Annotated in this window: 24 protein-coding genes; 6 read left to right on the top strand and 18 right to left on the bottom strand. The window is 68.3% G+C overall.

Translation table 11 applies throughout. The features are described 5' to 3' along the window. Positions 1 to 20: 20 nt before the first annotated feature. Positions 21 to 836, bottom strand: coding sequence for an inositol monophosphatase family protein (locus OHA42_RS16295; RefSeq protein ID WP_406238021.1), 816 nt, complete (start codon positions 834 to 836; stop codon positions 21 to 23). Between the two features lie 12 nt (positions 837 to 848). Beyond that, entirely contained in the window at positions 849 to 1,580 is a 732-nt protein-coding gene (priA, locus tag OHA42_RS16290; protein ID WP_328411571.1) for a bifunctional 1-(5-phosphoribosyl)-5-((5-phosphoribosylamino)methylideneamino)imidazole-4-carboxamide isomerase/phosphoribosylanthranilate isomerase PriA, read from the bottom strand. Between the two features lie 218 nt (positions 1,581 to 1,798). On the opposite strand from priA, the gene OHA42_RS16285 reads away from it, so the two are divergent. Further along, positions 1,799 to 3,082, top strand: coding sequence for a DUF2786 domain-containing protein (locus tag OHA42_RS16285; RefSeq protein ID WP_406238020.1), 1,284 nt, complete (start codon positions 1,799 to 1,801; stop codon positions 3,080 to 3,082). Positions 3,083 to 3,351: 269 nt separating this feature from the next. Continuing rightward, on the top strand, positions 3,352 to 3,888 hold the full coding sequence (locus OHA42_RS16280; RefSeq protein WP_406238018.1) for a nuclear transport factor 2 family protein: 537 nt from the start codon (positions 3,352 to 3,354) through the stop codon (positions 3,886 to 3,888). Positions 3,889 to 4,214: 326 nt separating this feature from the next. Here the strand turns inward: OHA42_RS16280 and hisH are convergent, their stop codons facing one another. From hisH to OHA42_RS16250, 6 genes are all read right to left on the bottom strand, one after another. Then, positions 4,215 to 4,850, bottom strand: coding sequence for an imidazole glycerol phosphate synthase subunit HisH (gene hisH, locus OHA42_RS16275; protein ID WP_406238016.1), 636 nt, complete (start codon positions 4,848 to 4,850; stop codon positions 4,215 to 4,217). After that, positions 4,847 to 5,479, bottom strand: coding sequence for an imidazoleglycerol-phosphate dehydratase HisB (gene hisB / locus OHA42_RS16270; RefSeq protein ID WP_406238014.1), 633 nt, complete (start codon positions 5,477 to 5,479; stop codon positions 4,847 to 4,849). The genes hisH and hisB overlap by 4 nt, the downstream gene beginning before the upstream one ends. Positions 5,480 to 5,507: 28 nt before the next feature. After that, positions 5,508 to 6,641, bottom strand: a complete 1,134-nt coding sequence (locus OHA42_RS16265; protein WP_406238012.1) for a histidinol-phosphate transaminase — start codon at positions 6,639 to 6,641, stop codon at positions 5,508 to 5,510. Next, positions 6,638 to 7,975: a histidinol dehydrogenase gene (gene hisD / locus OHA42_RS16260; RefSeq protein WP_406238010.1), complete on the bottom strand. Its 1,338-nt coding sequence runs from the start codon at positions 7,973 to 7,975 to the stop codon at positions 6,638 to 6,640. Before hisD ends, OHA42_RS16265 begins: the two co-directional genes overlap by 4 nt. Positions 7,976 to 8,270: 295 nt before the next feature. Beyond that, positions 8,271 to 8,558: a putative quinol monooxygenase gene (locus tag OHA42_RS16255; RefSeq protein WP_406238008.1), complete on the bottom strand. Its 288-nt coding sequence runs from the start codon at positions 8,556 to 8,558 to the stop codon at positions 8,271 to 8,273. Between the two features lie 40 nt (positions 8,559 to 8,598). Beyond that, positions 8,599 to 9,639, bottom strand: coding sequence for an aldo/keto reductase (locus OHA42_RS16250; protein WP_406238006.1), 1,041 nt, complete (start codon positions 9,637 to 9,639; stop codon positions 8,599 to 8,601). 141 nt (positions 9,640 to 9,780) lie between these two features. Here OHA42_RS16250 and OHA42_RS16245 point away from each other — a divergent pair, with 141 nt between their 5' ends. Next, positions 9,781 to 10,635 (top strand): helix-turn-helix transcriptional regulator, encoded by an 855-nt coding sequence (locus OHA42_RS16245; protein WP_406238005.1) that lies wholly within the window; start codon positions 9,781 to 9,783, stop codon positions 10,633 to 10,635. A gap of 5 nt (positions 10,636 to 10,640) precedes the next feature. On the opposite strand, the gene OHA42_RS16240 is transcribed toward OHA42_RS16245, so the two are convergent. The 5 genes from OHA42_RS16240 to OHA42_RS16220 form a co-directional block, all read right to left on the bottom strand. Beyond that, positions 10,641 to 12,164 carry a protein kinase domain-containing protein gene (locus OHA42_RS16240; protein WP_406238003.1) on the bottom strand — a complete coding sequence of 508 codons (1,524 nt, stop codon included), beginning with the start codon at positions 12,162 to 12,164 and terminating at the stop codon, positions 10,641 to 10,643. A gap of 222 nt (positions 12,165 to 12,386) precedes the next feature. Further along, on the bottom strand, positions 12,387 to 14,141 hold the full coding sequence (locus OHA42_RS16235; RefSeq protein WP_406238002.1) for a penicillin-binding transpeptidase domain-containing protein: 1,755 nt from the start codon (positions 14,139 to 14,141) through the stop codon (positions 12,387 to 12,389). Between the two features lie 71 nt (positions 14,142 to 14,212). Continuing rightward, positions 14,213 to 15,079, bottom strand: a complete 867-nt coding sequence (locus tag OHA42_RS16230) for an arylamine N-acetyltransferase (RefSeq protein ID WP_406238000.1) — start codon at positions 15,077 to 15,079, stop codon at positions 14,213 to 14,215. 83 nt (positions 15,080 to 15,162) lie between these two features. Then, positions 15,163 to 16,164, bottom strand: coding sequence for an alpha/beta hydrolase family protein (locus OHA42_RS16225; protein WP_406237998.1), 1,002 nt, complete (start codon positions 16,162 to 16,164; stop codon positions 15,163 to 15,165). Between the two features lie 20 nt (positions 16,165 to 16,184). Then, complete coding sequence (locus OHA42_RS16220) at positions 16,185 to 17,399, bottom strand: MFS transporter (RefSeq protein WP_406237997.1); 1,215 nt, start codon at positions 17,397 to 17,399, stop codon at positions 16,185 to 16,187. A gap of 102 nt (positions 17,400 to 17,501) precedes the next feature. Here OHA42_RS16220 and OHA42_RS16215 point away from each other — a divergent pair, with 102 nt between their 5' ends. Then, positions 17,502 to 17,852: an ArsR/SmtB family transcription factor gene (locus OHA42_RS16215; protein WP_406237996.1), complete on the top strand. Its 351-nt coding sequence runs from the start codon at positions 17,502 to 17,504 to the stop codon at positions 17,850 to 17,852. 250 nt (positions 17,853 to 18,102) lie between these two features. Beyond that, complete coding sequence (locus tag OHA42_RS16210) at positions 18,103 to 19,281, top strand: winged helix DNA-binding domain-containing protein (protein WP_406237994.1); 1,179 nt, start codon at positions 18,103 to 18,105, stop codon at positions 19,279 to 19,281. Positions 19,282 to 19,330: 49 nt separating this feature from the next. On the opposite strand, the gene nadC is transcribed toward OHA42_RS16210, so the two are convergent. From nadC to nadA, 3 genes are all read right to left on the bottom strand, one after another. Then, entirely contained in the window at positions 19,331 to 20,191 is an 861-nt protein-coding gene (nadC, locus tag OHA42_RS16205; RefSeq protein ID WP_406237992.1) for a carboxylating nicotinate-nucleotide diphosphorylase, read from the bottom strand. 127 nt (positions 20,192 to 20,318) lie between these two features. Continuing rightward, entirely contained in the window at positions 20,319 to 22,175 is a 1,857-nt protein-coding gene (locus OHA42_RS16200) for an L-aspartate oxidase (protein ID WP_406237990.1), read from the bottom strand. A 109-nt stretch (positions 22,176 to 22,284) separates the two neighbouring features. Beyond that, positions 22,285 to 23,340, bottom strand: coding sequence for a quinolinate synthase NadA (nadA, locus tag OHA42_RS16195; RefSeq protein ID WP_406237989.1), 1,056 nt, complete (start codon positions 23,338 to 23,340; stop codon positions 22,285 to 22,287). Positions 23,341 to 23,417: 77 nt separating this feature from the next. Here nadA and OHA42_RS16190 point away from each other — a divergent pair, with 77 nt between their 5' ends. Continuing rightward, on the top strand, positions 23,418 to 24,176 hold the full coding sequence (locus OHA42_RS16190) for an NUDIX domain-containing protein (protein WP_406237988.1): 759 nt from the start codon (positions 23,418 to 23,420) through the stop codon (positions 24,174 to 24,176). A gap of 256 nt (positions 24,177 to 24,432) precedes the next feature. Here the strand turns inward: OHA42_RS16190 and OHA42_RS16185 are convergent, their stop codons facing one another. Beyond that, positions 24,433 to 24,867, bottom strand: a complete 435-nt coding sequence (locus OHA42_RS16185) for a hypothetical protein (RefSeq protein WP_406237986.1) — start codon at positions 24,865 to 24,867, stop codon at positions 24,433 to 24,435. After that, positions 24,864 to 25,259, bottom strand: coding sequence for a hypothetical protein (locus tag OHA42_RS16180; RefSeq protein WP_406237984.1), 396 nt, complete (start codon positions 25,257 to 25,259; stop codon positions 24,864 to 24,866). The genes OHA42_RS16185 and OHA42_RS16180 overlap by 4 nt, the downstream gene beginning before the upstream one ends. Positions 25,260 to 25,303: the final 44 nt, after the last annotated feature.

The raw sequence follows: 25,303 nt of genomic DNA, 5'->3' as shown, positions 1-25,303 counted from the left end.
ACTGCAAGTACTGCTGCGGCTCATGCTTCGTCGGCGACCGTGCAGATCATGTCCAGGAGTTCTTCGTGGACCCCCGGCGCGGCGGCGAGCACCGAACCCGAGGTGATGGTCCACGGCTCGCCTGCCAGATCGGTCACCACGCCACCCGCGGCGCGCACCAATGCCACGCCCGCGGCGTTGTCCCAGGGATGGTGCCCGAACACGATCGCGCCACCCAGTACACCGGACGCGGTGAACGCCAGGTCGATACCCGTCGAGCCGTGCATCCGCACCCGCGAGGACAACCTGCTCAGCGGGCCGAGCAGATCGAAGCGGAAGCGACCAGGGATGCGCCCGTTGGAATCCACGTTGAACGCCCCGAATCCGATCATCGCCTCGGCCAGCTTGCCGCGCGGCAAGGGCGGCAACGGCTTTCCATCGAGCAATACCGGACCGCCGGACATGGCGGCGTACCGCCGGTCGAGTACCGGCAGCCAGGTCAGCCCGAGCAGTGGTTCGCCGTCGTGCACCAGCGCGAGCAGCATGCCCGAAAGCGGATGCCCGGCGGAGTAATTGAAGGTGCCGTCGATCGGATCGAGCACCCAGGCGGTGCCGGAGGTCAGCTGCGGGCCGCCGAATTCTTCACCGTGCACCTCGATTCCGGTCTGCTGCTCGAGCTGCGCCGAGATGGTGCGCTCCAACTCCAGATCGAGTTCGGTGGCGAAGTCGTTGCGGCCCTTGGCAACCGCGCTCGGCGCGCCGACGCCCTCGACGAAGCGCGCACTGGCGGCATCGAGGATCTCGCTCGCGAGAGCCAGCAGGGACGAAAGTTCGGAATTCGAGCGTGCGGCAGCCATCGGGTCGCAGGCTCAGCGCACCGCGGCCAGCGCCTCGGGCAGCGTGAAGCGGCCCGCGTACAGCGCCTTGCCGACGATCGACCCCTCTACACCCTCGGGCACCAGCTCGGAGATCGCGATCAGGTCCTCGATGGTCGACACGCCGCCCGAGGCGATGACCGGCGCGTCGGTCGCAGCGCAGACCTCGCGGAGCAAGTCCAGGTTGGGACCGGTGAGCGTGCCGTCCTTGGTCACATCGGTGACGACATAGCGGGTGCAGCCGTCGCGTTCCAGGCGCTCGAGCACCTCCCACAGGTCGCCACCGTCGCTGACCCAGCCGCGACCGCGCAGCCGGTGCTCGCCGTCGATGATGCGCACGTCGAGGCCGACGGCGATCCGCTCGCCGTATTTGGCGAGGGCGCGGGCGCACCACTGCGGGTCCTCCAGCGCGGCGGTCCCGAGGTTCACGCGGGCGCAGCCGGTACCGAGCGCGGCCTCGAGCGATTCGTCGTCACGGATGCCGCCGGACAGCTCTACCTGCACATCGAGCTCGCCGACCACCTTGGCGAGCAGTTCCCGGTTGGAGCCACGCCCGAAGGCCGCATCGAGATCGACCAGATGCACCCACTCCGCACCGGCTTCCTGCCACGCCAGTGCCGCATCGCGGGGCGAGCCGTAGTTGGTTTCGCTGCCCGCCTCCCCCTGCACGAGGCGCACGGCCTCACCATTGGCGACATCGACAGCAGGTAGCAGCACAAGACTCACGCCAGCAGCTTAGTTGCTTGCTCCGCGCCCCCCACCTCCGGCCTGCGGATATGCGCTCGGAGAACCCACCCGAGCAATCTCCCCGCAGCTGCCGGCCTGGGTGTCGGATGGTCGTCGATCGGACGGCGCGTGCAGTATGGCAACGCTGGTCACCCGCGCCAGCAGCAGCGGCGGCGCGCGACTCGATACAGCCCGTCGTCGAGAAGGGAGCGGCGATCATGGGCAAACAGAATCGGCGACGCCGAACCGGGCGGGCGGCGCGTACCGAAGGTCCGACGCTGGACGCCACCGCGGTGTCATCGGATCCAGAGCGGATCGCCGACGCGATCACGGCGGCGGCCGTGGCGTCGGCGCAAGGTAATGCTGTTGCGGTGCAGCGCTTCATCGAACAGCTTGCCGGTTCGGGTCCGCTGACGTACGGGCTGGCGGACGGCGTGCGACTGGCTGGTCAGCGCATCGTTGATCGGGTCTTCCAGTACGGCTGGCTGCCGATGGATGTCCATCAGGTGGCCCGTCGGCGCGTCGACGAGTTCGCGGTCGGCTATCTCACCGACGTGATGGCCGCCCACCTCGCGCCTTTCGCGCCCGAGCTGGTGGATGAGACCTGGCGCGCCCAGCTCGACGAGCTGGCCGCCGGCACGTGGTGGGCGGGAGCGCAACCGCATCTCATCCAGTGGGCGGCCCGTCAACTGCTGACCAACACCGAAGCGCTGACGACTGTCGTGGCGGCGCTCGCGCTGCTGGTCGGGCTACCGAAGCTGGAACTGATTCGGCCGTTGCCCGGCTCGGCGAATATGCACCCGGCCACACACCATGGCGTCGACGAGAAGATGCTCGGCCGGGTCCGCGGCCTGCTCGCGAAGGCAGAGTCGACCTCGTTCCCCGAGGAGGCCGAGACCCTGTCGGCCAAGGCTCAGGAGCTGATGACCAAGCATGCCCTCGACCGCGTGCTCGTCGATGCGGACACCGCTGTGCCCGATCTCCCCGGTGCCCGCAGGATCTGGCTCGACACTCCCTATGTGGAGGCCAAGGCGCTGCTCGTCGAGGTGGTCACCCGAGCCAACCGCTGCCGCGCGATCTTCGTCGCGGCGTGGGAGTTCGTGACCGTGGTGGGCGACGACAGCGATCTGGACGCCGTCGAACTGCTGACGACGTCCCTGCTCGTGCAGGCGACCAGGGCGATGATCGCCACCGGTAACCAGACCATTCGCAGCGACGAGTCCCGGTCGCGTGCTTTCCGCAAGGCGTTCCTCACCGCCTACGCCACCCGGATCGGTGAACGACTCGCGGCGGCGAACGAGAGTACGATCGCCGAATCTGCCGACCCCGCACGGCTGCTGCCGGTGCTCGCCTCCCGTCAGCGCACCGTGGATGACGCTTTCGACACCCTCTTTCCCGCGGTGCGCAGCCGTGGCATCACGATCCGCAGTGCCGAGGGATGGGAAGCGGGGCTCGAGGCCGCCGACCGGGCCCGGTTCCAAGGCCACTCGGCGAAGTGTTAACCGGGCAGATCAGGGGCGTATGCGAAATTCCCTCTACTCCCTAGTGTTTCAGTGGCACCGGCCTCGCCTCAGTGCTGCCCCGACAAACCTGCGCGACCGCAGTCGCGCACAGAATGTTGCCTGCCGAGCTGGCATCCACCCCCGGCGAGACTCGCATCGCACACCTCGAAGCGCCGACGCCGAGCGACTTGTTGGCCGCACCCACGATCCGATAACGTTGGCGAAACCAACGTTGGGTCAGCCAACATTCAGTTCGAAAGGTTCCACCCATGAACGAGATCCGTATCGCCCTGGCCGTTGCCGCCCTTCCGCTCGCCGTGCTCGCCACCGCCTGCACGGCGAAAGCCGACGCCACCGACGACAGGCCTACGCAGCGTGAGTTGCGAGAACTGGTGGACCGCAACCAGATCACCGCCCTGGTCGATCGACTGGGCAGCACCCTGGACGAGGGCAGATTCGACGACTTCCGCACGATCTACACCGCTGACGCCACCGCGAAGACTCCCGGCGGCACGGCCGAAGGCCGAGACGCGCTGATCGCGCAAGCCAGCCGAAACCATTCCGGCGATACGCGGATTCAGCACGTCATCAGCAATGTGCGGATCGAACTGAAGGGCGAGACCGCCGACGTCCGAGCCAACACTATTGCCACCTTCGCCCCCGCACCCACCGATCCGAAGACCCCACCGCAGCCGCAGTACACCCTCGGCGGGATCTACCGTTTCGACGCGGTCCGCACCGGCGAGGGCTGGCGGCTGTCACGGGTGGAAACCACGCCGACCTGGTCGATCGGCACCCGCCCCTAACTGTCGGATTCGATGCGCCGCGCCGAGCACCCCCGCGCGATAACAGCAGAGAGCGGCGGCGATCGCGAACACCGCCGTCGCCGCCGCTGCGGCTATCCGGAACCCCTGGCCGATCTGGAACTCCGTTGTGGCACGCTCGATTTCGGCAAGAGAGCAGCGGCCGCGCTCCATTCAGGGAATACCCGAAGACGGATCGTGCCGACTTCGACCCGGGCTAACCGATGAACCGAATTATCGATGCGGTGCTGATCGCGTGTTCGATGCCCGCGACCACGTTCCGACCCGAGAATTCCGAAGCCCCCACCGTGGCAAGGGCTTCGGCGTTGCTACAGCGAGTCCACCCAATTGCGCAGCAGCTGCGCGCCCGCGTCGCCGGACTTCTCGGGATGGAACTGGGTCGCCGCGAGCGGTCCGTTTTCGACGGCCGCCAGGAACGGCACCCCGTGCTCGGCCCAGGTGAGTTTGGGCGAGGCGAAATGTTCGCTCGGCGGGAGGTCCCAGGTTTGGGCGGCGTAGGAGTGGACGAAGTAGAAGCGGGTGTCGGCGTCCATACCCGCAAAGAGGGTGCTGTCGCGCGGCGCGGAGACAGTGTTCCAGCCCATGTGCGGCAGGACCGGGGCCGACAGGCGTTCGACGACACCGGGCCATTCGGCGCAGCCCTCGGTTTCGACGCCGAATTCGACGCCACGCTCGAACAGGATCTGCATGCCGACGCAGATGCCGAGTACCGGGCGACCGCCGGCGAGGCGCTGGCCGATAATGCGCTCGCCGCGCACCTTTCGCAGCCCCGCCATGCAGGCGGCGTAGGCGCCGACACCGGGGACGAGCAGACCGTCCGCGGCGAGCGCGACCTCCGGGTCCGCGGTGACCTCGACCTGCGCGCCCGCACGCACCAGGGCGCGCTCGGCGGAGTGCAGGTTGCCCGAACCGTAGTCGAGTAGGACAACGGATCTCTTGGTCACAGTGTCCCCTTCGTCGACGGCACACCGCTCACCCGCGGGTCCAGTTCGACGGCGGCGCGCAAAGCCCGTGCCACCGCCTTGAATTCAGCCTCGGTGATGTGATGCTGGTCGCGACCGTAGAGCACCCGCACATGCAGCGCAATGCGGGCGTTGAGGGCAATCGACTCGAAGACGTGCCGGTTGAGCACAGTGGAATACGGTGCACCCGCAGTGCCGCGGCTCGACACCGGCGAGCCGGGAATCACCGCGTGCAGTAGGTGATCCGGTTCCCCGGTGTGCACACAGTACGGCCGTCCCGACACATCGACCGCCGCGTGCGCGAGCGTCTCGTCCATCGGAATGAACGCATCACCGAAGCGCCGGATGCCGGATTTGTCGCCCAGCGCTTTACCGAGGGCCTGGCCGAACACGATCGCGGTGTCCTCGACCGTGTGGTGCGCCTCGATCTCGATGTCGCCTTCGGCGCGCACGGTCAGGTCGAAGCTGGCATGTGCACCGAGCGCGGTCAGCATGTGATCGTAAAACGGGACCCCGGTGGAGATCTCGGTCTTGCCGGTTCCGTCCAGATCCAGCTCGACGACAATGCTGGATTCCTTGGTGATCCGCTCCACCCGCGCTGTCCTACTCATGCTCACTTCCATTCGCTTCGGGGGCTGTTCATCGGGGCGTCAGGTCGGTGCCGACCACCAAGGCGCTGACGCGCAGCAGTTCGTCGTTCTCCGCGGCCAGACCGATCGTGGTGCGCAGATAGCCGGGGATGCCGACATCGCGGATCAGCACGCCTTCGTCCAAGTAGCGCTGCCAGGTCTTCGCGGCGTCGGTGAACCGGCCGAACAGCAGGAAGTTGGCGTCGCTGGGGATCACGTCGAAACCGAGGTCGCGCAGGGCCGCCGCGACTCGGTCACGCTGGGCCGCCAATTCGGCGACGCTGGCAAGGGTTTCGTCGGCATGCCGCAGTGCCGCGCATGCGGCGGCCTGGGTCACCACCGACAGGTGGTAGGGCAGCCGCACCAGCAGCATCGCGTCGATCACCGCGGGCGCGGCGACCAGGTAGCCGAGCCTGCCGCCCGCGAAAGCGAACGCCTTGCTCATCGTCCTGGTCACCACGAGTTTGGTGGGATACCGGTCGATCAGGCCGATCGCGCTGGGCGCGGCAGAGAACTCACCGTACGCCTCGTCGACCACCACGATGCCGGGCGCCGCCTCGAGGATCCGTGCCAGATCGTTCTGCGGAATGCTGTGGCCGGTGGGGTTGTTCGGGCTGGTCACGAACACCACGTTCGGCGAGCGTTCGACGATGGCGGTCAGCGCGTAGTCGATGTCGAGAGCGAAGTCCGCGTTGCGCTTGGCCTCGATCCATTCGGTGTCGATGCCCTCGGAGATGATCGGGTGCATCGAGTACGACGGCACGAAACCCAGTGCGCTGCGGCCCGGCCCGCCGAAGGCCTGCAGCAGCTGCTGCAGGATCTCATTGGACCCGTTGGCCGCCCAGACGTTGGCCGTGTCTACCGCGACACCGGTCTGGCCGCGGAGATATGCCGCCAGATCCGACCGCAATGCCACCGCGTCCCGGTCCGGGTAGCGGTGCAGGTCGGCGGCCGCGGCGCGAATGGATTCGGCGACGTCGTCGATGAGCGCCCGGCTCGGCGGGTGCGGGTTCTCATTGGTGTTCAGCTGCACGGGCACCGTCAACTGCGGTGCGCCGTAAGGCTTCTTGCCGCGCAGGTTCTCGCGCAGCGGCAGGTCCTCCAGGCTCACTCGGGAACCGGGCAGGGTGATGTCCGGTGTCATGCGAGCGCCTCGAATCGCGCCTGCACGGCCTGACCGTGTGCGGGCAGATCCTCGGCATTGGCCAGCGCGACCACATGACCGGCCACATCCTTCAACGCCGTCTCGGTGTATTCGACGACGTGGATGCCGCGCAGGAAGGTCTGCACGCTCAAACCCGAAGAGTGCCTCGCACATCCGGCCGTCGGCAGCACGTGGTTGGAGCCCGCACAATAGTCGCCGAGACTGACCGGCGCGTACGCGCCGACGAAAATCGCTCCGGCACTGCGCACGCGTGCCGCGACGGCGGCAGCGTCGGCGGTCTGGATCTCGAGGTGTTCTGCCGCATAGGCATTCACCACGCGCAGGCCCTGCTCGATATTGTCGACGAGCACGGTGCCGGACTGCTTGCCCCGCAACGCCTCCGCGACGCGGTGCGCGTGCTTGACCACCGTCATCTGCGTGCTGAGCGCGGCATCGACGGCGTCGGCCAGCTCGGCGCTGTCGGTGACCAGGACGCTGGCCGCCAGCACATCGTGCTCGGCCTGGCTGATCAGATCGGCGGCGACGTGCACCGGATCGGCGGTGGCGTCGGCCAGGATCGCAATCTCGGTCGGGCCCGCCTCGGCGTCGATCCCGACCAGGCCGCGGCACAACCGCTTGGCCGCGGTGACGTAGATATTGCCGGGGCCGGTGATCAGGTCGACCGGCTCCAACTGGGCGCCGTCGGTGTCGTTGCCGCCGTAGGTCAGCAGCGCGACGGCCTGTGCGCCGCCGACGGCCCACACTTCCTCGACACCGAGCAGCTTCGCGGCCGCCAGGATGGTCGGGTGCGGCAGTCCACCGAACTGTTCCTGCGGCGGTGAGGCGACGACAAGGGATTCGACCCCCGCCGCCTGCGCGGGCACCACGTTCATCACAACGCTGGACGGGTAAACGGCATTGCCGCCCGGCACGTACAGGCCGACCCGCTCGACCGGCACCCAGCGCTCGGTCACGGTACCGCCCGGCACGACCTCAGTGGTGGTGTCGGTGCGGCGCTGATCCGCGTGCACCATGCGGGTGCGTTCGATGGCGACCTCGAGCGCGGCCCGCACGGCCGGATCGAGGTTTTCCAGCGCGGCGTCGAGCTCGACGGCGGGCACCCGGACACCGGGCGGGATCACGCCGTCGAATATCTCGCTGAATTCCAGCGCGGCCGAGACACCGCGGTCACGGATGGCCTCGACCACCGGCCGCACCTGATGCAATACCGAGTCGACGTCGACCCCTCCGCGCGGCAGCGCGGTGCGCAGCTCGGCAGCGGAGGGAGTGCGACCGCGCAGATCAACGCGGGCGAGCTCGATGCGGCTTGTCATCTCGGTGTGCAGTCCTGTCTGTGCTGGTCATGCTTGGGGTTCGGCTACCAGCCTATCGGGCGGTCGCCACCGGTTAACCGCCGCATAGAGACAGATCACGCCACAGCGCGCGCCCCGATCACGTTATCCGGAGATCGGCCGAGGTCGCCGCAGCCGATCGGTGGCGGCTTCGACAGACCAGCGACCGGACGTGGACCTGCCTCGGGCAAGCGACGGGATCGATGCGCTCGCAATCGCGAAGACACCACAGCCCCGCACCGGATCGGAGGAACCGGGGCGGGGCCGCGGGGTTCGATCAGGCGGTGACGAGGCGCTTGATGACCATCGGCTCGGCGAGGATTTCGGCGAGCACGTCGCGCACGTGGAAGAAATGCGATGTGGTGAAGTGCTCGTCGAGGGCATCGGAGCCGGTCCATTCCTCGACGAGAACCATCCTGCCGGCATCGTTGGGGTCGGTGTAGGGCTGGTAACCGAGGCAGCCGGGTTCGGCGAGCGACGGCTCGATCATTGCTTCCAGGGCGGTGCGCAGCCGGTCCTCTTGTCCGGCTGCGGCGCGGAATTCGGCGACAACGTGCAGGTTCATCAGGATTCTCTTTCGGTGTAGAGCGGGTGGGCGGTGTTCGTCAGGCCTGCGCGGGGCCGGTCCCCGCACCGGTGGTGGTGATCGCGGTGGCGATTTCCTGGAGGTCTGCGGGGGTCAGCGTCAGCTCGCGCGCGCCGATCCAGCCGTCGATCTGGCCGATGTTGCGCGCACCGACGATCGCGCCGGTCACGCCCGGCCATGCGGTCGCCCAGGCGAGAGCCGCCTCGGCCACGCCGACGCCGTGCCGTGCCGCGATCGGGCGCAGCGCCGCGACGAGAGCGAGGTTCGCGGTGAGACCGGTGGTGAAGTCCGGGTGCGACGAACGCCAGTCGTCGGCGCCGAGGGTACGGGCCCGCTCCGCATTGAACGCGCCGGTGAGCAGCCCCGATTGCAGCGGCGAGTACACGATCACGCCGGTGCCGTGCTGCTGCGCCCAGGCGATTTCCGGTGCCGCCGAACGGTTGATCGCCGAGAACGGCGGCTGGATCGCATCGACGTGGGCAATGCTTTCGGCGACCTCGAGCTGCGCCGCGTCGTGGTTGGACAGCCCGATCGCGCGCACCTTGCCTTCCTTCTTCAGGTCGGCCATCACCTGCCAGTACTCCGCCAACGGTGTCGCCGCGCCCGCGGCCGCGCCCTCGGCGCCGTAGACGAACACCGCGCCGGTGTCGGGCCAGTGCACCTGATAGAGGTCGATGTGGTCGACGCGCAGCCGGCGCAGCGAGGCCTCCAGCTCCGCACGCACGGTGTCGGGCCGCATGATCCGGCGCGGCGGGCCGGTGCGATCGTCGCCTTCCGACCAGATCAGGCCGGTTTTGGTGAACAGGTAGGGCCGTTCGGTCTCGGGGATGCCCGCGAGCGCGCTGCCGACCAGCTCCTCGGCATGGCCGAGTCCGTACGCGGGTGCGGTGTCGATCCAATTGAGACCTGCGCCGATCGCATGCCGGATCGCGGCGATCGAGTCGGCATCATCGGTGGCGCCCCAGGAGTACTGCCAGCCGGAGCCTGCGATCACCCAGGTGCCGAAGCCGAGCGGAGTGAGGTTCATGCCCGTATCGCCGAAGGGACGAGTGGTGTTCATGGTGTCTGTCTCCAGTCCGTGCCGGAACCGTTCCGGCGGTGAAAACAACTTTCGGCGAACGCAGCGGCGGTAAACAGCGCCGCGCGAGCCTGGGCACACCACGACCACCCTCGCGGGCAACCGCACGGTAATACTGGAATCGTGAGTCTGGATCGACGCGCCGAACTCGGCGAATTCCTGCGTTCCCGGCGGGCGCGCCTGCGTCCTGAGGAGGTCGGGCTGCCCGGCTACGGTAGCCGCCGCCGGGTGCCCGGCCTGCGCCGCGAAGAACTGGCGATGCTGGCTGGCGTGAGTGTCGATCACTATGTGCGCCTGGAACAGGGTCGCACACTGCACTTTTCGGAGTCGGTACTGGACGCGGTGGCCCAGGCGCTGCAGCTGAACCAGGTGGAACGCGAACATCTGTACCGGTTGGCGCGGCCGTGGTCGGGCGAAGAGCCACCCGGCGAGCAGCGGGTGCGCCCCGGTCTGCGCAGACTGCTCGACGCCGCGGGCGACGTGCCCGCGTATGTGGTCGGCCGCGGTACCAACGTGCTGGCCTGGAATCCGCTCGCCGCGGCACTCATCACCGACTTCGGCGCGCTACCGCCCCGCGAACGCAACCTGGCCCGACTGGTCTTCCTCGACGAGGGTATGCGCGAGCTCTACGAGGATTGGCCCGCCAAGGCCGCCGACGTCGTTGCCTACCTGCGGTTGGACGCGGCCCGCAATCCCGGCGACAAGGGCATCGGCACGCTGCTCGCGGAGCTCGGCGACATCCCGGAGTTCCGCAAACATTGGGACAAGCACGAGCTCCGGGACAAAACCCACGGCCGCTACGTCTATCTGCACCCGGTGGTCGGCAGGCTGGATCTCGGTTTCGAAACGCTACGTCTGCCCGACGACCCGGATCAGGCCCTGGTCATGCACACCACCGAGGCGGAATCGGCCAGCGCGACAGCGTTGCAGCTGCTGGCGACGTGGCGGGAGAGCTCCACACATTCCCGCCTGCGATGATCCGATCAGCCTGCTGTCTTGGTGTTGCTGTCGATGAGTGGGGCCCCGCTGCCAGGGTTGATCAACCGCAGCGTCACCGACCTGTTCTGGCCCGCATAGGTCACGCTGGCCACATTGACTTCCACCGAACCGTCTGGGTTGGTGCCTGTACCACCATCGGCCGCGTCAACAGTGTTGAAGCCCGTGACCCGATTCTGCGTCCAGTAATCCTGGAAAGCCGGCTGACTGCCGTAGACCCGCTGGGCGGCGGGAGTCAACTGTTTCCATGCCGCCGCGAACCTCAGATAGGTGAGGTTGTTGTAGAAGTCCACCACTTGATCGATGGATTGCCGCGAGTCTGCCGGGCCGACGCTCTTCGTCTGCCCCGGCGTGCCAGCAGCGGTCGTGGAACTGGCGCCCGACGACACGGAGGACGACGGCGGACTTGCCTGCCCCGACGGTGTGCCGCCACCGCCCTGGGACAGTGCGCCGATCAGGAGCGCGACCACCGTGACCAACCCACCCACCGACGCGCCGATCAGCACCGCCTTGCGCTTGCCGCCCGACTTGCGCGGCACCGGTCTCGGCTGCGTTGTCGTGCGCGGATGTGACGCGGTGCGCGGATGCGCGGCAGTGTTGGGCTGTCTGGTGTTTCGTGGCGGCGGCGCCGGACGCGCTTGCCGTTCGGTGGGCGGATACTGCGTCGACGCGTTGACCGACGGGCGCAGGGCGCGGGTCGCCGATTCGGGCTCACCGACCCTCCGCCTGCCGAAAGCCTCACTGGCAGGAATGAATCCGGCGGGCACCGGCGTAGAACCGGAGTCCGCGAGCGCGGCGAGATGGTCGTGCGCGGCCCGCATGGTGGGCCGGTCCTCGGGTTCCGGACTCAGCAGCTGCAGCAGGAAATCGGTGGCCGGGCCGGCGTGCCGCGGCTCGCTCACCTGGCCGTTGGCGGCCGCGTACAGCACCGCGAGCGGGTTGGCGCTGGAACCGTAGGGCGGCTCACCCTCCAGCGCGTGGAAAAGGGTTGCGCCCAAGGCGAATACGTCCGACGCCGGGGTGGGGTCGGCGCCGCGGGCGCATTCCGGGGCGAGATAGGCGGCGGTCCCGCAGATCAAGCCGGTCTCGGTGAGCGTGACGTCACCGGTGGCACGCGAGATGCCGAAATCGGTGATCTTCACCGTGCCGTGGTCGTCGAGCAGGATGTTGCCCGGCTTGACATCGCGGTGCACGATGCCCGCCTGATGCGCCGCGATCAGCGCCGAGGCCACCTGCTCGCCCATCCGCGAGACCTGTGGCAGCGCCAGCATGCCCTGCGCGGAGATCACCGCGGCCAGGCTGCGCGAATTCATGTACTCCATCACCAGACACGGGTCGCCGTCGTGCTCGGTGATGTCGAACACCACGATGGCGTTCGGATGCTGGAATCGGGCCGCATTGCGCGCCTCGCGGATTGCTCGCTGTCGCATGACGTCGCGGTCCGCCGGAGGCAGGCTGGGTTGGATGTGGATCTGCTTGACCGCTACCGAGCGCTGCAGCCGTTCGTCCATGGCACGCCAGACGACACCTGTGCCGCCGCTACCAATCCGCTCGACCAGGCGGTAGTGTTCCGCGATCAATTGACCGGTATCGATGACGCCTACTCCGAACCTTCTCGAAATCGTGACATACCGCGTATTGACCACCCACGCGTTTCCGGGATGAGTGTAGCGGGCCGCAAACCAGGGCACGCGGCAGCGGGGACATATCCACCGCCCACACCGCGACAATGACTATCGCCGCGCCCGCAGCATACGTCCCGCAGCCTCCACCGCGGGGCCCGAACTACCCGCATCACTGACGAATACGGCGAACGCCAGGTCCCCGTCGATACCGACGAACCAGCCATGCGCGTGCTTGTCGTCGATGTACTCCGCGGTGCCGGTCTTGCCGATCAGGTCGGGAATGTCACGCAGCGCGGTGGCGGTGCCACCGGTGATGGTCTCGCGCATCATGGATTTCACCTGGTCATCGACGGTGGTCGGCAGCGTTTCCGCGGTTTTGTCCGCGACGCCGGGCTGCCCTGTCACCAGTACGGGCGCGGGCGCCGAACCGCGGGCGAGCGCGGCCGCGACCAACGCCATCCCGAACGGCGAGGCTGTCACCTGGCCCTGTCCGATACCGGATTCGACTCGTTGCGCGGGGGTTTCGGCGGGCGGCACCCTACCGGTAACGGTCGTCAGTCCCGGTGTGACGTAGTCGACACCGAGGCCGAGCTGTGTGGCTGCTTTCGTCAATGCGTCGGCGGGCAACTTCACCGCTAAGCCGCCCATGGTGGTGTTGCAGGAGCGCGCGAAGGCGGTGTGCAGCGGCACCTGACCGAGGTCGAAGTTGTCGTCGTTCGGAATCCGGCGGCCCTCGATATTCGCGACGCCAGGGCAGGGCAGCACGGAGTCGGGCGTGACCGACCCCTCTTGCAGCGCGGCCGAGACCGTGACGGTCTTGAAGGTCGAGCCCGGCGGGTACAGACCGGTGAGCGCGATCGGGCCCTGCGCGTCGGCGGCGGCGTTCTGGGCGACCGCGAGCACATTGCCGGTGGACGGTTGCAGCGCGACGATCGTGGCAGGCTGCGCGATCGGCGTGAGCGCGTCCTCGGCGGCGAGCTGGAGGTCGATATTCAGGGTGGTCGTGATGTCGGCGGTCGGCTGCGGATCCTGACCGGCGAGGCGCTTGCTGCCGTCGGGAATCTGGACGCGCACCGCCCAGCCCGTTGCCGCGTCGACCTGCTGCTGCCAGAGTTCGGCCAGGCCCGACAGCGTCGGCGACGCCAGCGACTTGTCGTTGGTCAGCAGCCGGGTCTGCGGGGCGAGGGTGACGCCGCGGGTAGTTTCGAGCGCGGCCTGGATCGGCGCGATGTCGGTGGCGCGCAGGGTGATCGCGGTGATCGGCTTGCCTTGGGCCGCAGCGAGATCCGACTGCAGTGATTGCGCGGTGAGGCCAGAAGCCAGCGGGCCGACAATGGCGGCGATCGCGGCGGTGTCCGCGCCGGGGCTCACGTTCACCAGCGTCACGACCTGCTGGGTCAGCAGTTCACCGCCGGACGTGTCGAGGATCCGGGCAGGCCGGGGGTACATCGGGTCGTAGGCCAGTGGACCGATGTCGAGGCCGGGCGCGACAGCGGTCGGATCCCACTTGACCTTCCAGCCGTCGCCGGTGTCATTCGCGGCGCCGGTGGTGGTGGTGTAGGTCCACACGTTCTTGCCGTCCGGTCCGAACTTCCAGGTGGCGGCGAGGGTGAAGGAGTTCTTGTCCACCGAGCGGACGTCGAAGGTCACCTCTTTGCCGAGACCGTCGTAAAGCCCGTTCAGCGCATCCGCGGCCTTCGTCGGATCGTCGGTCATGGCCGCGGCGGCGGCGATATCGTCGCGGTTCAGCGCGTCGGCGAATTGTCCAGCGACAGTGTCGGGCTGGTCCGGGCCGGAACTGCAGCCGGTCAACGCCAAGGCGGGCGCGGCGAACAGGGTGAGGACCTTCCGGTGGGTGCGCACCCAGCCGACTGTATCTGGCTACCCCGGCGCGCCGGGGTAGCCACGTGGCATCGAGGCCCGCCGGCGGCTGGTCAGTCGGCGAGCCAGGGCCCGTCGGCCAACGCCGCTGCGTCGACGTCGGCGAGGTCGATGTCGAAGACCTCCGACAGGATCTTGGGCAGTTCGCCGGGTGTCAGCTCCCGGACCTCGCCCGAGCCGTCCGGGCGTTCTACGGTCCAGGTGGTGCCGTCCAGGATGTGATGGGCATCCGGGAGGAACCGCTGCACGAACGGCCGCATGGTGAACGGCGAACGCGGCGAGGTCGACACGAAGTGATTGCCCACCGCGAAATCGATGCGGTACTGCGGGTTCGGTGTGAAGGTGTAGCGGGTGATCCAGCCGTCGCGGCCGAACTGGTGCAGCACCCACAGGTCGCTATCCAGCTCGCCGCTGGTGCGCTCCAACCGGAATCGCCACTCGCCGAGGGCGAACTCACCACGACCGTCGGTCAGCTCGTAGGGCTGTAGCGGGCCGGAACCGAATCCGACATCGCAGAGCCACACCCGATCGTCGTCGCTGGTCGTCACGCGCAGCAGCGCGTGGGTGGCGGGCCGTAGGCCGATATCGACGCCCATGGTCACGCGGCCGCTGAGACCGGTGACGCCGAACCCGAGCCGCTCCAGCACGGCCGCGAACAGCCCGACGTTCTCGTAGCAGTAGCCGCCGCGACGCTGCCGGATCATCTTGTTCTGCAACGACTCCAGATCCAGCGGAATGTCACGGCCGAGGACGATCTCCAGGTTTTCGAAGGGGATCGTGGTGGTGTGCGCGTAGACCAGCGCCCGCAAGGTCGCGAGGGTCGGACTGCGGTCACCGTCGAATCCGATGCGCGCCAGATACGCGTCCAGGTCCAGTTCGTCGCCGTTCCAGTGGTAGGCGGGATCGTCGGGCTTGCTCATCACACCTCTTCCTCGTGTCCGTCTCATCGAGGCAACCACACAGCTGCCGGAACTGTTCCTCCGCGGTGCCGCAATCGCGTGACTCAGGCGGCGCACTTCGCGTTCGGCGGCGCGGCAGGGGCGGTGACAAGCCCGTGCGCGACATCCACGATGTAGTCGCGGTCCGGGCCCTCGGTCGGCTCGGCCCCGATGAGCAGGCGTTCGACCACGCAGCCGCCTTCGAAGAACGCCGGGCCGATGCTGTGGCCACCGGGCACCACGGCGCCGTTGAGGTCGCGGCCGGTGACAATGGTGTACATCGAGGTCGGCTTGCCCGCGGCGAGCAAGCCTGCCCGCATCTCCACGCTGGTGGCGTACGGCAACACGTCGTCGCCGGTGCCGTGCACCAGGAACGCGCGCTCGATGTCCATCCGGCCTGCCAGCAGAGCGGGCGACCGTTCGAGGTAGGCCTGCGGACAGGTGGTCGGCGGGCAGCCGCCCGCGTCGCGCTCGATCTGCGCGGGCAGCTTCGGGTCGATTCCCGCCGAGGCCAGCCACATCGTGAAATCATCTGCCGGACCGTAATTGTCGACCCAGTAGTCGAACAGTCCACGCGGGCTGTTGGCCGCGGCGAGGCCGCTCATGATCCCGCCCTGGCTCCAGCCCCATAGTACGGTGCGGGCAATCGAGGGATGCTCGTTCCGGTACCACTGGGTTGCCGCAACGATGTCGTGCGAGCCTGCCGAGAGGTTCCATTCGCCGGGCTTCCATACACTGGTCGCGCTGCGCAGATCCATCGACAGGATCGGGGTCGCGGTGCGCTGCGCGATCGAGGTCAGATAGCCCGCGTGGTCGGCGGCCGAACCGCGGTACCCGTGCACGGCGGTGACCAGGTCCCGCGGTGCGAGATCGCCCGGCGCGCACCGGTACGGCTCGTAGACCAGCCCGGTCGCGTCCTCACCGTCCACGGTCAGCGTGATCGGCCGCACCGCAACTCGCACCTGGCATTCCGGCTCCGCCGACACCGGCGGAGCAACCGAAATGGTCGCCGCGAGCACACTCAGCGCCGCACTACACACCGCAAGCAGTCCGTATCCGCGCGTCATCCTCGCATGATGCCATGCCGCTATCCGTGTCCGGCGGCGCGAACACCGACAAGAATTCCACCCGCGATGGCGGCAATGAACACGACCATCGCAAAGGCTGCAGTGGCACCGGTCAAACCGATTGCGTCGCTGAGGAACCCCGCCGCGAGCGGCAACACCGCCGCAGGCACATAGCCGCCGACATTCTGGGCGGCGTTCGCCTCGGCCAGCCGCGCGGCGGGCACGGCGGCACTGATCGCCGTCAGCCCGGCGAATTGCCCCATCCCCTGCCCGAGACCGGCCAGCACGGCGGCCATGCCGAACAACACGATGGACACGGTGGACACCGACACCGTGAGCGCGATCATGCTCGCCGTGGTCGCGATGGCACTGCCGACCATGATGGTGCGAATCGGCAAGCGCCGCACCGCGAACTGGATGCCGGTCGCGCCGAGGAACATGACGAAGGCCAGCCCGCCCGCGACAACCCGGTTGGTGGCCCCGAGCAGGTTCGACAGCAGCGACGGGCCCAGGGACAGCACGAAGGACGTCGCGGTGATCCCGGGCGCGAAGACCGCGAACCCGAGCAATACCGCTGTCCGTCCGCCCGGGGCCACCGCGGGAATCCGGATCCACGACCCGCGCCCGCCCGCGCCCTTTGACAACCGCAAGCGTGCGACCACCATCGATGCCGAGACCAGCAAAGCGAACTCGACGACGAAAATGGTGACGGTCGGACCGGGCAAGATCTCCGAAAACACCCCGGCCAGCAACGGCCCGAACCCGGCGCCGAGAACCATCGCCGCAGACGCCGCCAGTGCGGCAAGACGTTTGCGCTCCGGACCGCCGACATCGGTGACCGCCGCCATCCCGGCGGAGACGGCGGCACCCACCCCGATCCCGGTCAGCAGCCGGGCGAGCGCGAGCACGAATACCGAAGTCGCCGTGGCGAAGAGCACGCACGCGAGCATCGCGAGCGCGAGTGCAGGCAGCAGCACCGGCTTGCGGCCGAGGCGATCGGACACCACACCGGCCACCAGCAGTGCGCCGAGCAGACCGACGATGTAGCAAGCGAATATCGCGGTCAAGGTGCCCGAGGAGAAGCCGAGCGAGCGCTGCCAGACGACATACAGCGGGGTCGGCGCGTTCGACAGGATGAATACCGCGAACACCGGCCAGGCCGCCAACCAGATCATTGCTCGGTGTGCCCGGTCTCTTCCGGCCGCCTCGTGCGGCCGAGTCACGACTGCCGTCATGCGATCTCCTAGTTCGATTCTTCTCGTACTGGTACGACAATAGTCGAACTTACGTCTGTACGATAGAACTCGTACAAGGCGTCCACGAACCGAGGAGACCCGATGCCGTCGGCCACCCGCGCACCAGACACCACCGCCGCGCCGCTGCCCGAGCCCGCCCGCGCCGATCTCCGCCTCGAAGACGTGCTCGGAGTCCTCAGCGACCCGCTGCGACTTCACATCGTGCAGAAGCTGCTGCTGGAATCGCCCGACACCGATCGCTCCTGCGGCTGGTTCGGCATCGATCGACCGAAATCGACACTCACCCACCACTTTCGCGTGCTGCGCGAGGCGGGCGTCACACGCCAGCAGCAGTATGGGCTCGAACGGCGCAGCCGCGTGCGCATCAAGGACCTCGACGTGCGCTTCCCCGGCCTGCTCGACCTCGTGCGCGCCTGGCGACCGGCGGACTGAGCGCAGGCGAAACCCGGTAATCCTCAACAAGGCACGGCAATTCGGAGCGCGCGAGTCGCGCTGCCGCCTGCTGTCGTCCGCGATCGTCGATCCACGTTCGGGCCTGGCACGGGTCTGCCGCTGGCGAGGAGCATCGTTCCGGGGAGTTGTCATGGCCTGCTTGAATCGCCGCATGTCCGATGCGGCCTCGATCAGCCTCTGACGTCATCGCCGGATCGGCCACGGCAGGCTCGGCGGTTAAGATTCGCCTATGCGTTCGATTGATGCGGCACAGCGGCGAGCCCGACTCGCGGTACGACACCGGCTGGCCACTGCCGCCCGCACCGATGAGGTCACCGATATCGCACGGTCGCTCGTCGTGCTGCACGCGACCGATCCGGCGACGGTGTTCCTGTCGGTCGGCGCGCGCAGCCACACCGCCACTCCGGCACACGTCGAGCAGGCGCTGTACGACGACCGCACCCTGCTACGGCTGCTCGCGATGCGACGCACCATGTTCGTCGCGCCGGTGGAGCTGTTGCCGGTGCTGCAGGCTTCGTGCGCGGACGCGCTTGCCGAGAAGCAGCGCCGCACCTACGGCAAGTTCCTCGAGGTAGCGGGTGTGGTCGACGGCAATGTCCGCGAATGGCTGGCCGATGTCGAAGACGAGACCCACAAGGCGCTACTTGCTCGCGGCGCGGCCACCGGCGCCCAGCTGAGCAAAGACGTGCCCCGCCTGCGCACGCAGGTGGATCCGGCGCCGGGGAAGGCATATTCGAAGCCGACCAGCATCACCACCTGGGTGCTCGTGATCCTCGGTGTCGAAGGCCGCATCGTGCGCGGTCGCCCGAACGGCAGCTGGACGAGCAGCCAATACAGCTGGGCGCCGGTGGAATCGTGGCTGCCCGACGGTGTCGCGACGATGCCCGCAGACCACGCCCGCGCCGAACTGGTCCGAAAGTGGTTGTCGACCTTCGGCCCCGCCCCCATTGCAGATATCAAATGGTGGACCGGCTGGTCCCTCGGCGATGTCCGCAAGGCTCTCGCCCTCCTCGATACCGTCGAGGTCGACCTGGACGGCGTCACCGGCATCCTGCTCGCCGACGACCTGGAGCCCGTCCCCACCCCCGACCCCTGGGTCTCGCTGCTGCCCGCCCTCGACCCCACCCCGATGGGCTGGCAATCCCGCGACTGGTATCTGGGCCCGCACGCACCGGCCCTGTTCGACCGCAACGGCAATATCGGACCCACCATCTGGTGCGACGGCCGCATCGTCGGCGGCTGGGCGCAGCGCAAGGACGGCGAGATCGCCTACCGCCTGCTGGAAGACGTCGGCTCCGACGCCTCGGCCATGATCGAGGCCGAAGTCGCCCGCACCACCGGCTGGTTCGGCGATATCCGCGCCATCCCCCGCTTCCGCACCCCGCTCGAGCGTGAACTCACGGCTTGAGCGGACGCGCGTCGGCGATGTGATGCGGGCTCGGCCACGGACGGTCCGCCTACATATCCAAGCCCAGGTCGAGCACTCGCACCGAGTGGGTGAGTGCGCCCACCGCGAGGTAATCGACGCCGGTGCGGGCGTAGTCGGCGGCGTCGTCGAGAGTCAGGCCGCCGGAGGATTCGAGTCGGGTCTGCGGGGCCTCGGCGTCGCGACGCTGGACGGCGGCCTGGGTCTGCCAGAGCGGGAAGTTGTCCAGCAGGACGAGTTCCACGTTTTCGGCCAGGACCGCGTCCAGTTGTTCGAGGCTGTCGACCTCGACTTCGCAGGCGATGTCGGGGGCCATGGCGCGGACCGCGCGCAGCGCTTCGACCACCGAACCGGCAGCGACCACGTGGTTGTCCTTGATCAGCGCGGCGTCGCCGAGACCCATTCGGTGGTTCACTCCCCCGCCTACCCGCACCGCGTACTTTTGCAGGGCGCGCAGGCCGGGCAATGTCTTACGGCTGTCGCGGATCCGGCATTTCGTGCCGGCGACCTCGTCGACCCACGCGGCGGTGGCCGTCGCGATGCCCGACAGGTGGCAGACCAGATTCAGCATGGTGCGTTCGGCGGTGAGCAGGCCGCGCGTCGGTGCAACCAGTCCGAGCACCGATTGCCCCGGTGTCACCCGGGTGCCATCGGCCACTCGGTCGGTGACCTCGTAGTTCCCTGCCCCGATCACCTCGTCGAGGACGAGCAACCCGACATCGAGCCCGGCGACCGTTCCCGGCTGCCGCGATACCACCGATGCCTTCACCACCGCATCCGCGGGAACAGTTGCCGCAGTGGTGATGTCCGGCCCGTACCGCAGATCCTCATTCAACGCCGTACGAATAAGCGCGAGCACCTCGCCCCGCTCGAGCCCACTATCCGAACTCATCACTGCACTCCTACTCTCCACGCCCGCAGCGGGCAGTATTCGAGGCCCCGAGCCGAGGTGAGTGGCACACCATCGCGGGCGCTTCCCGCGTTGTGCCGCAACCATGTGCCACTGATCGCCCCGGCGGTCACGATGCGCTCGGGAGGGAGTCTCGGGGCCAGGGGTCGGCGACGGCGAATCCGTCGGGGGCCGGGACCGGTTGGCCCTCGGAGCCCAGGCGGAATGCGACGCTGTGTTGCTGGCGTTCGGTCGGCTCCTGATGGTCGGAGCGGGTGTGGCAACCGCGGCTCTCGGTGCGGGCCGCGGCGGCCAGCAGCAGCACTCGGGCGGTCAAGGTGAGCGCGGCGTCCTCGAACTCGGCGATGCGTTGCGCCGCAATGCTGCTGGGCGAGCCGTGCGCAGGGCCGGGTAGCGGCACGACGCCATTCGGTGCGGACGCGTCTTTGTGCTCGGCGGCGCTATCGTGCACCGCCACGCCATTGCGCACCCCACGACCGTCTTGCACCGCCCGATCGGCGGGAATCGCCGCGACATCGTCCATCGACGGATCGATCGCCGCCGCACCGCTCGGGGCCGCACTGCTGTCACGCACCGCCGAACCGGCGGAACCATGGCCCGTCCGCGTCACTCGATGCAGCACCGCGTGCTCCAGCCTGCGTGTCGCATCGGACAGACCGGCGGCATCGCGGACGACGGAGCCGTGGGCGGTCATCAACTGTTGCACCAGCATTCGATCGACGCGAGGTACGGCGCGGAGCGGGATTTCGGTGATGGGCACTTCCTCGCCGAGGCGTTCTGCCGCGGCCGCCCCGGCGCGTTCGCCCACGACGAGCCCCTCGAGCAGGCTGTTGGAGGCCAGCCGATTCGCGCCGTGCAGGCCGGTTCGCGCTACCTCACCCGCCGCGTACAAGCCGGGGACGGCGGTACGACCGTGTGTGTCGGTGACCACCCCGCCGCATTGGTAGTGCGCGGCAGGAGCGACCGGGATGAGGTCGGTGCGGGGATCGATGCCCGCGGCCAGGCAGGAGGCGGTGATCGTCGGAAACCGTTGCGGGAATCCGTCGATGGACCTGGCATCGAGATACACATGGTCGGCGCCGAGTGCCCGCATCCGCGCCGCGATGGCCCGCGACACCACGTCACGCGGTGCCAGATCACCACGGGGGTGCACCCCAGCGGTCACCGAATTGCCTTCGGAATCCACCAGTGTCGCGCCCTCGCCGCGGACGGCCTCGCTGATCAGCGGCCTGCGACCGGTCCCGCCCGGTGTGTACAGCACCGTCGGATGGAACTGGACGAATTCGAGATCGGCCACAGTCGCTCCGGCCCACAGCGCCAGCGCAATACCGTCCGCGGTCGCCCCGGGCGGGTTGGTACTGAGGGCGTACAGCTGGCCGAGCCCGCCGGTGGCCAGCAGCACCGCCGGTGCGTGCACGACCCCGAATCCGCGCTCGGACACTGCGATCACGCCCTGCACGCCGCCGGGACCGGTGACGATCTCCAGTGCCGCGGTCCCGAAGAGGACCGGAAGGCCGGCCGCGTTCAGTGCACGCTGCACCTCAGCGCCGGTGGCGTCGCCGCCGGCGTGGATGATCCGTCGAGTGCTGTGCCCACCCTCGCGGGTGCGCGAAATCTGGCCGTCGCGACCGAGATCGAATACCGCACCCAGGTCCGTCAGCGCGGCGATCGCGTCTTGACCGCCTTCGACGATCGACCGCACCGCATCGACATCACAAAGCCCGGCACCGGCCTCGACGGTGTCGTCCACATGCGACTCCACCGAATCCCCGTGCGGCGCGACGACAGCGATCCCGCCCTGGGCGTACTGGGTAGAGGTGTCGGTCGCTCCGCCCTTGCTGAGGATGAGCACCCGGAGGCCACGCAGCGACGCGGTGCGCGCCGCGGTCAGACCGGCGACACCGCCGCCGATCACGATCAGGTCGGCGTCGGCCTCCCAGTCGATCCGGGGCGGCGCGATCGTCATTTGCTCCTGCCGCTCCGGACGAGCACGCGTGCCCGATTACCGATGTCGGTCCGCCGGCGCACCGGATCATATTCCAGCGCAACCGTTTCCAGCATCGCGCGAGCGGCATTCATTCCCCACCGCCCGGGTTGCCGATCTCGATCATGCGCTGTACCGAGTTACGCGCCAGCGCAGCGGTTTCCAGATCGACGTGCACCTCGTCGCGGTTCTCCACCAAGGCCCGAAGCAGCGCGGCCGGGGTGATCATCTTCATGTACTTGCACGACGCCCGGTCGTTGACGGCCTGGAAGTCGATGCCGGGGGCGGCCTTGCGCAGCTGGTGCAACATGCCGACCTCGGTGGCGACGAGCACCTGGCTCGACTTGGCGGCCCTGGCCGCATCGATCATGCCGCCGGTGGACAGGATGTGCACCCGGTCGGCCGGGAACGAACCCGTACCCGCGAGGTACAACGCCGAAGTGGCGCAACCGCATTCGGGGTGCACGAACAGTTCGGCGTCCGGGTGGGTGCGGGCCTGCTCCTGCAGTTCCTCACCGTTGATGCCCGCGTGCACGTGGCATTCGCCCGCCCAGATCTGCATGTTCTCGCGACCGGTGACGCGCTTGACGTGTGCGCCGAGGAACTGGTCCGGCAGGAACAGCACCTCGCGGTCCGGGTCGATCGAGGCGACCACGTCCACCGCGTTCGAGGAGGTGCAGCAGATGTCGGTGAGTGCCTTCACCGCGGCCGTGGTGTTCACATACGACACGACGACGGCGTTCGGGAATTCAGCCTTCCATGCACGCAATTCGTCCGCGGTGATGGAATCGGCGAGCGAGCAGCCTGCCCGCTGGTCCGGAATCAGCACGGTCTTCTCGGGGCTGAGGATCTTGGCCGTCTCCGCCATGAAATGCACGCCACAGAACACGATGGTGTCCTCGGGCGCCTCGGCCGCGATCCGAGACAGCGCCAGCGAGTCCCCGACATGATCGGCCACGTCCTGGATCTCGGGCAGCTGGTAGTTGTGCGCGAGAATCGTGGCGTTGCGCTCGCGCGCCAATCGCTTGATCTCCTGCGCCCACTCGGGCGTCCCCTCGACGCCGGTGAATCCCGAGGGCCCGTCGGTGACCTGCTCCATCAGCGTGGTGCCAGGCGCGGTTGCGAGCTCTGCTCCCATCGTCGCCATGGTGGCTCCTTCCTCCATGCGCTCGGCAATACCGCCGAATTCGCACCAAACCAGGTTTTCGACTTATAATCGAAAACGTGCCCCATAGTAACACCATCCACGAATCGCTCACCGCGGTGTTCCAGGTCCGGCGCTTCCCCTCCGATATCACCGCAGTTCCCGGCCCCGCAGAGCGCTCCGGCGAGGTCATCCGACGCTGCCCACCCGACCAACGAACCGAACTCGCCGTGCTGCTGTGGCAGCGCGCACTCGACCCACAGAAGGGCACCTGGTCGCTACCGGGCGGCCGACTGCGCGACGATGAAGACCTCGACGACTCGGCCAGGCGCCAGCTCGCCGAAAAGGTCGACGTACGCGAGCTGACCCACCTGGAGCAGTTGTCGGTCTTCAGCAAGCCGGACCGGGTCCCCCACCCGCGCCGCATCGCCTCGGCCTACCTCGGACTCGTCCCGCTGACCGCGGATCCACAGCTGCCCTCCGACACCGCGTGGCACCCGGTCTCCGCCCTGCCCGATATGTCCTTCGACCACGGCACGGTCGTTGACCACGCCCGCACCCGACTCGCCGCGAAACTCTCCTACACCAACATTGCCTTCGCCCTGGCTCCCGACCGCTTCACCATGTCTACCCTGCGCGAAATCTATTGCGCCGCACTCGGCTACGACGTCGACACCACGAACCTGCAACGAGTCCTGACCCGGCGCAGGGTCATCACTCCCACCGGCGCCACCGCAGCCCCCGGCCGCGCGGGTGGTCGGCCCGCCGCGGTGTACCGCTTCACCGACTCCGGCCTCCGCGTCACCGACGAATTCGCGGCGTTGCGCCCGCCGACCTGACCGCCGCCTGTGGGTCGGGTGGTTGGTGGCCGACACCCCCCACTCACGCCGCTGCGCCGCAGGTGGTCCGACACCCGGCAGACCGGATGCCGGACCGTGGTTCGCGGCCGCTATCGCAAGATGCAGGCAGGCCAAAGACACGAAAACCGACTACGCGTCACAGGCCCGCAGGCAACCCCGCGGACAGCAGTCTCAGCGCACCCTGTCGGGCACCCGGTACCGCGGGCCGAATGGCCGCCCGGCTACCGGGCGGCAATCAGCATGGCGGGACGGTGCACTGTCGGACGGTTTCGTCGCCGCGATCCTGTGGTCCGAGAACGTGCAGCACCTCATCGCGGTCGAATTCGGGAAACAGGGCCTCGACGGCTTCGGTCATCGACCGGTCCGGCGCGCCACCGATCTGGTTCAACAGCAGATGTCCCACCTCGTGCCGAACGATATGACCGACATCCGCATCCGAAGCCGCTGCGTCACAGGCGATGACGATCTCGGCCGGGCGTTCCAAGACCAGCCCGCACGGTGCTCCCTCGGTGTGCAGACCCGCCACCGGCAATAGCCGAATTCGCTTGCCTGTCACAGCTTCGGCCCGCTCTATGAATGCCGCCAGGGTCCACGGCAGTGGGACGGCGAGCAATTCCGCCATCCGCCACAGCTGCTCGATGATCGGATCCCTCCGCGGATCGGGACTCACAGGGCATCCAGCGCCCGCACCAGGGCGGACAGGTCGGCATCCGCACGCAGGGCACCGCCACCACGCAACGCCAACCGGGTGACACCGGCCGCACGAATGCTCCGCAACAGCTCCAAATTCCGATGCAGCACTATGACTTCTGGACCGGAATCCGTGAGATAGCATCCGGGAACACCGAAATAGCCCGCCAACGCGACCAGGACCGCGGGATCGCCATCGGAAACCCCGCGCCGCAACGCCTTCAACACCCCGGCCGATACCGGGAACCCCACCCGCCGCGTCAGCTCCCGAGCCACTTCGTCGCCGGACCGCTCCGGTTCCGTCCGCGCGTGAAACGTCGCGAACAGCTGATCGACCCGCTCGGCCACACTCGGGCACCAGTCATCACGCATTCTGCACCCCACCGGCGACACTACTTATCATCCGAGTCTGGGCC

It is taken from the genome of Nocardia sp. NBC_01009 (assembly GCF_045208035.1).
Classification (GTDB): domain Bacteria; phylum Actinomycetota; class Actinomycetes; order Mycobacteriales; family Mycobacteriaceae; genus Nocardia.
This window is presented reverse-complemented; position numbering and strand designations above follow the sequence as displayed.

Excerpts from the sequence above, each read along its gene's own strand:
- OHA42_RS16295 (WP_406238021.1), bottom strand. The coding sequence starts at position 836 with ATGGCTGCCGCACGCTCGAATTCCGAACTTTCGTCCCTGCTGGCTCTC.
- OHA42_RS16285 (WP_406238020.1), top strand. The coding sequence starts at position 1,799 with ATGGGCAAACAGAATCGGCGACGCCGAACCGGGCGGGCGGCGCGTACC.
- OHA42_RS16280 (WP_406238018.1), top strand. The coding sequence starts at position 3,352 with ATGAACGAGATCCGTATCGCCCTGGCCGTTGCCGCCCTTCCGCTCGCC.
- hisB (WP_406238014.1), bottom strand. The coding sequence starts at position 5,479 with ATGAGTAGGACAGCGCGGGTGGAGCGGATCACCAAGGAATCCAGCATT.
- OHA42_RS16265 (WP_406238012.1), bottom strand. The coding sequence starts at position 6,641 with ATGACACCGGACATCACCCTGCCCGGTTCCCGAGTGAGCCTGGAGGAC.
- hisD (WP_406238010.1), bottom strand. The coding sequence starts at position 7,975 with ATGACAAGCCGCATCGAGCTCGCCCGCGTTGATCTGCGCGGTCGCACT.
- OHA42_RS16255 (WP_406238008.1), bottom strand. The coding sequence starts at position 8,558 with ATGAACCTGCACGTTGTCGCCGAATTCCGCGCCGCAGCCGGACAAGAG.
- OHA42_RS16250 (WP_406238006.1), bottom strand. The coding sequence starts at position 9,639 with ATGAACACCACTCGTCCCTTCGGCGATACGGGCATGAACCTCACTCCG.
- OHA42_RS16240 (WP_406238003.1), bottom strand. The coding sequence starts at position 12,164 with ATGGACGAACGGCTGCAGCGCTCGGTAGCGGTCAAGCAGATCCACATC.
- OHA42_RS16230 (WP_406238000.1), bottom strand. The coding sequence starts at position 15,079 with ATGAGCAAGCCCGACGATCCCGCCTACCACTGGAACGGCGACGAACTG.
- OHA42_RS16225 (WP_406237998.1), bottom strand. The coding sequence starts at position 16,164 with ATGACGCGCGGATACGGACTGCTTGCGGTGTGTAGTGCGGCGCTGAGT.
- OHA42_RS16220 (WP_406237997.1), bottom strand. The coding sequence starts at position 17,399 with ATGACGGCAGTCGTGACTCGGCCGCACGAGGCGGCCGGAAGAGACCGG.
- OHA42_RS16215 (WP_406237996.1), top strand. The coding sequence starts at position 17,502 with ATGCCGTCGGCCACCCGCGCACCAGACACCACCGCCGCGCCGCTGCCC.
- OHA42_RS16210 (WP_406237994.1), top strand. The coding sequence starts at position 18,103 with ATGCGTTCGATTGATGCGGCACAGCGGCGAGCCCGACTCGCGGTACGA.
- nadC (WP_406237992.1), bottom strand. The coding sequence starts at position 20,191 with ATGAGTTCGGATAGTGGGCTCGAGCGGGGCGAGGTGCTCGCGCTTATT.
- OHA42_RS16200 (WP_406237990.1), bottom strand. The coding sequence starts at position 22,175 with ATGACGATCGCGCCGCCCCGGATCGACTGGGAGGCCGACGCCGACCTG.
- nadA (WP_406237989.1), bottom strand. The coding sequence starts at position 23,340 with ATGGCGACGATGGGAGCAGAGCTCGCAACCGCGCCTGGCACCACGCTG.
- OHA42_RS16180 (WP_406237984.1), bottom strand. The coding sequence starts at position 25,259 with ATGCGTGATGACTGGTGCCCGAGTGTGGCCGAGCGGGTCGATCAGCTG.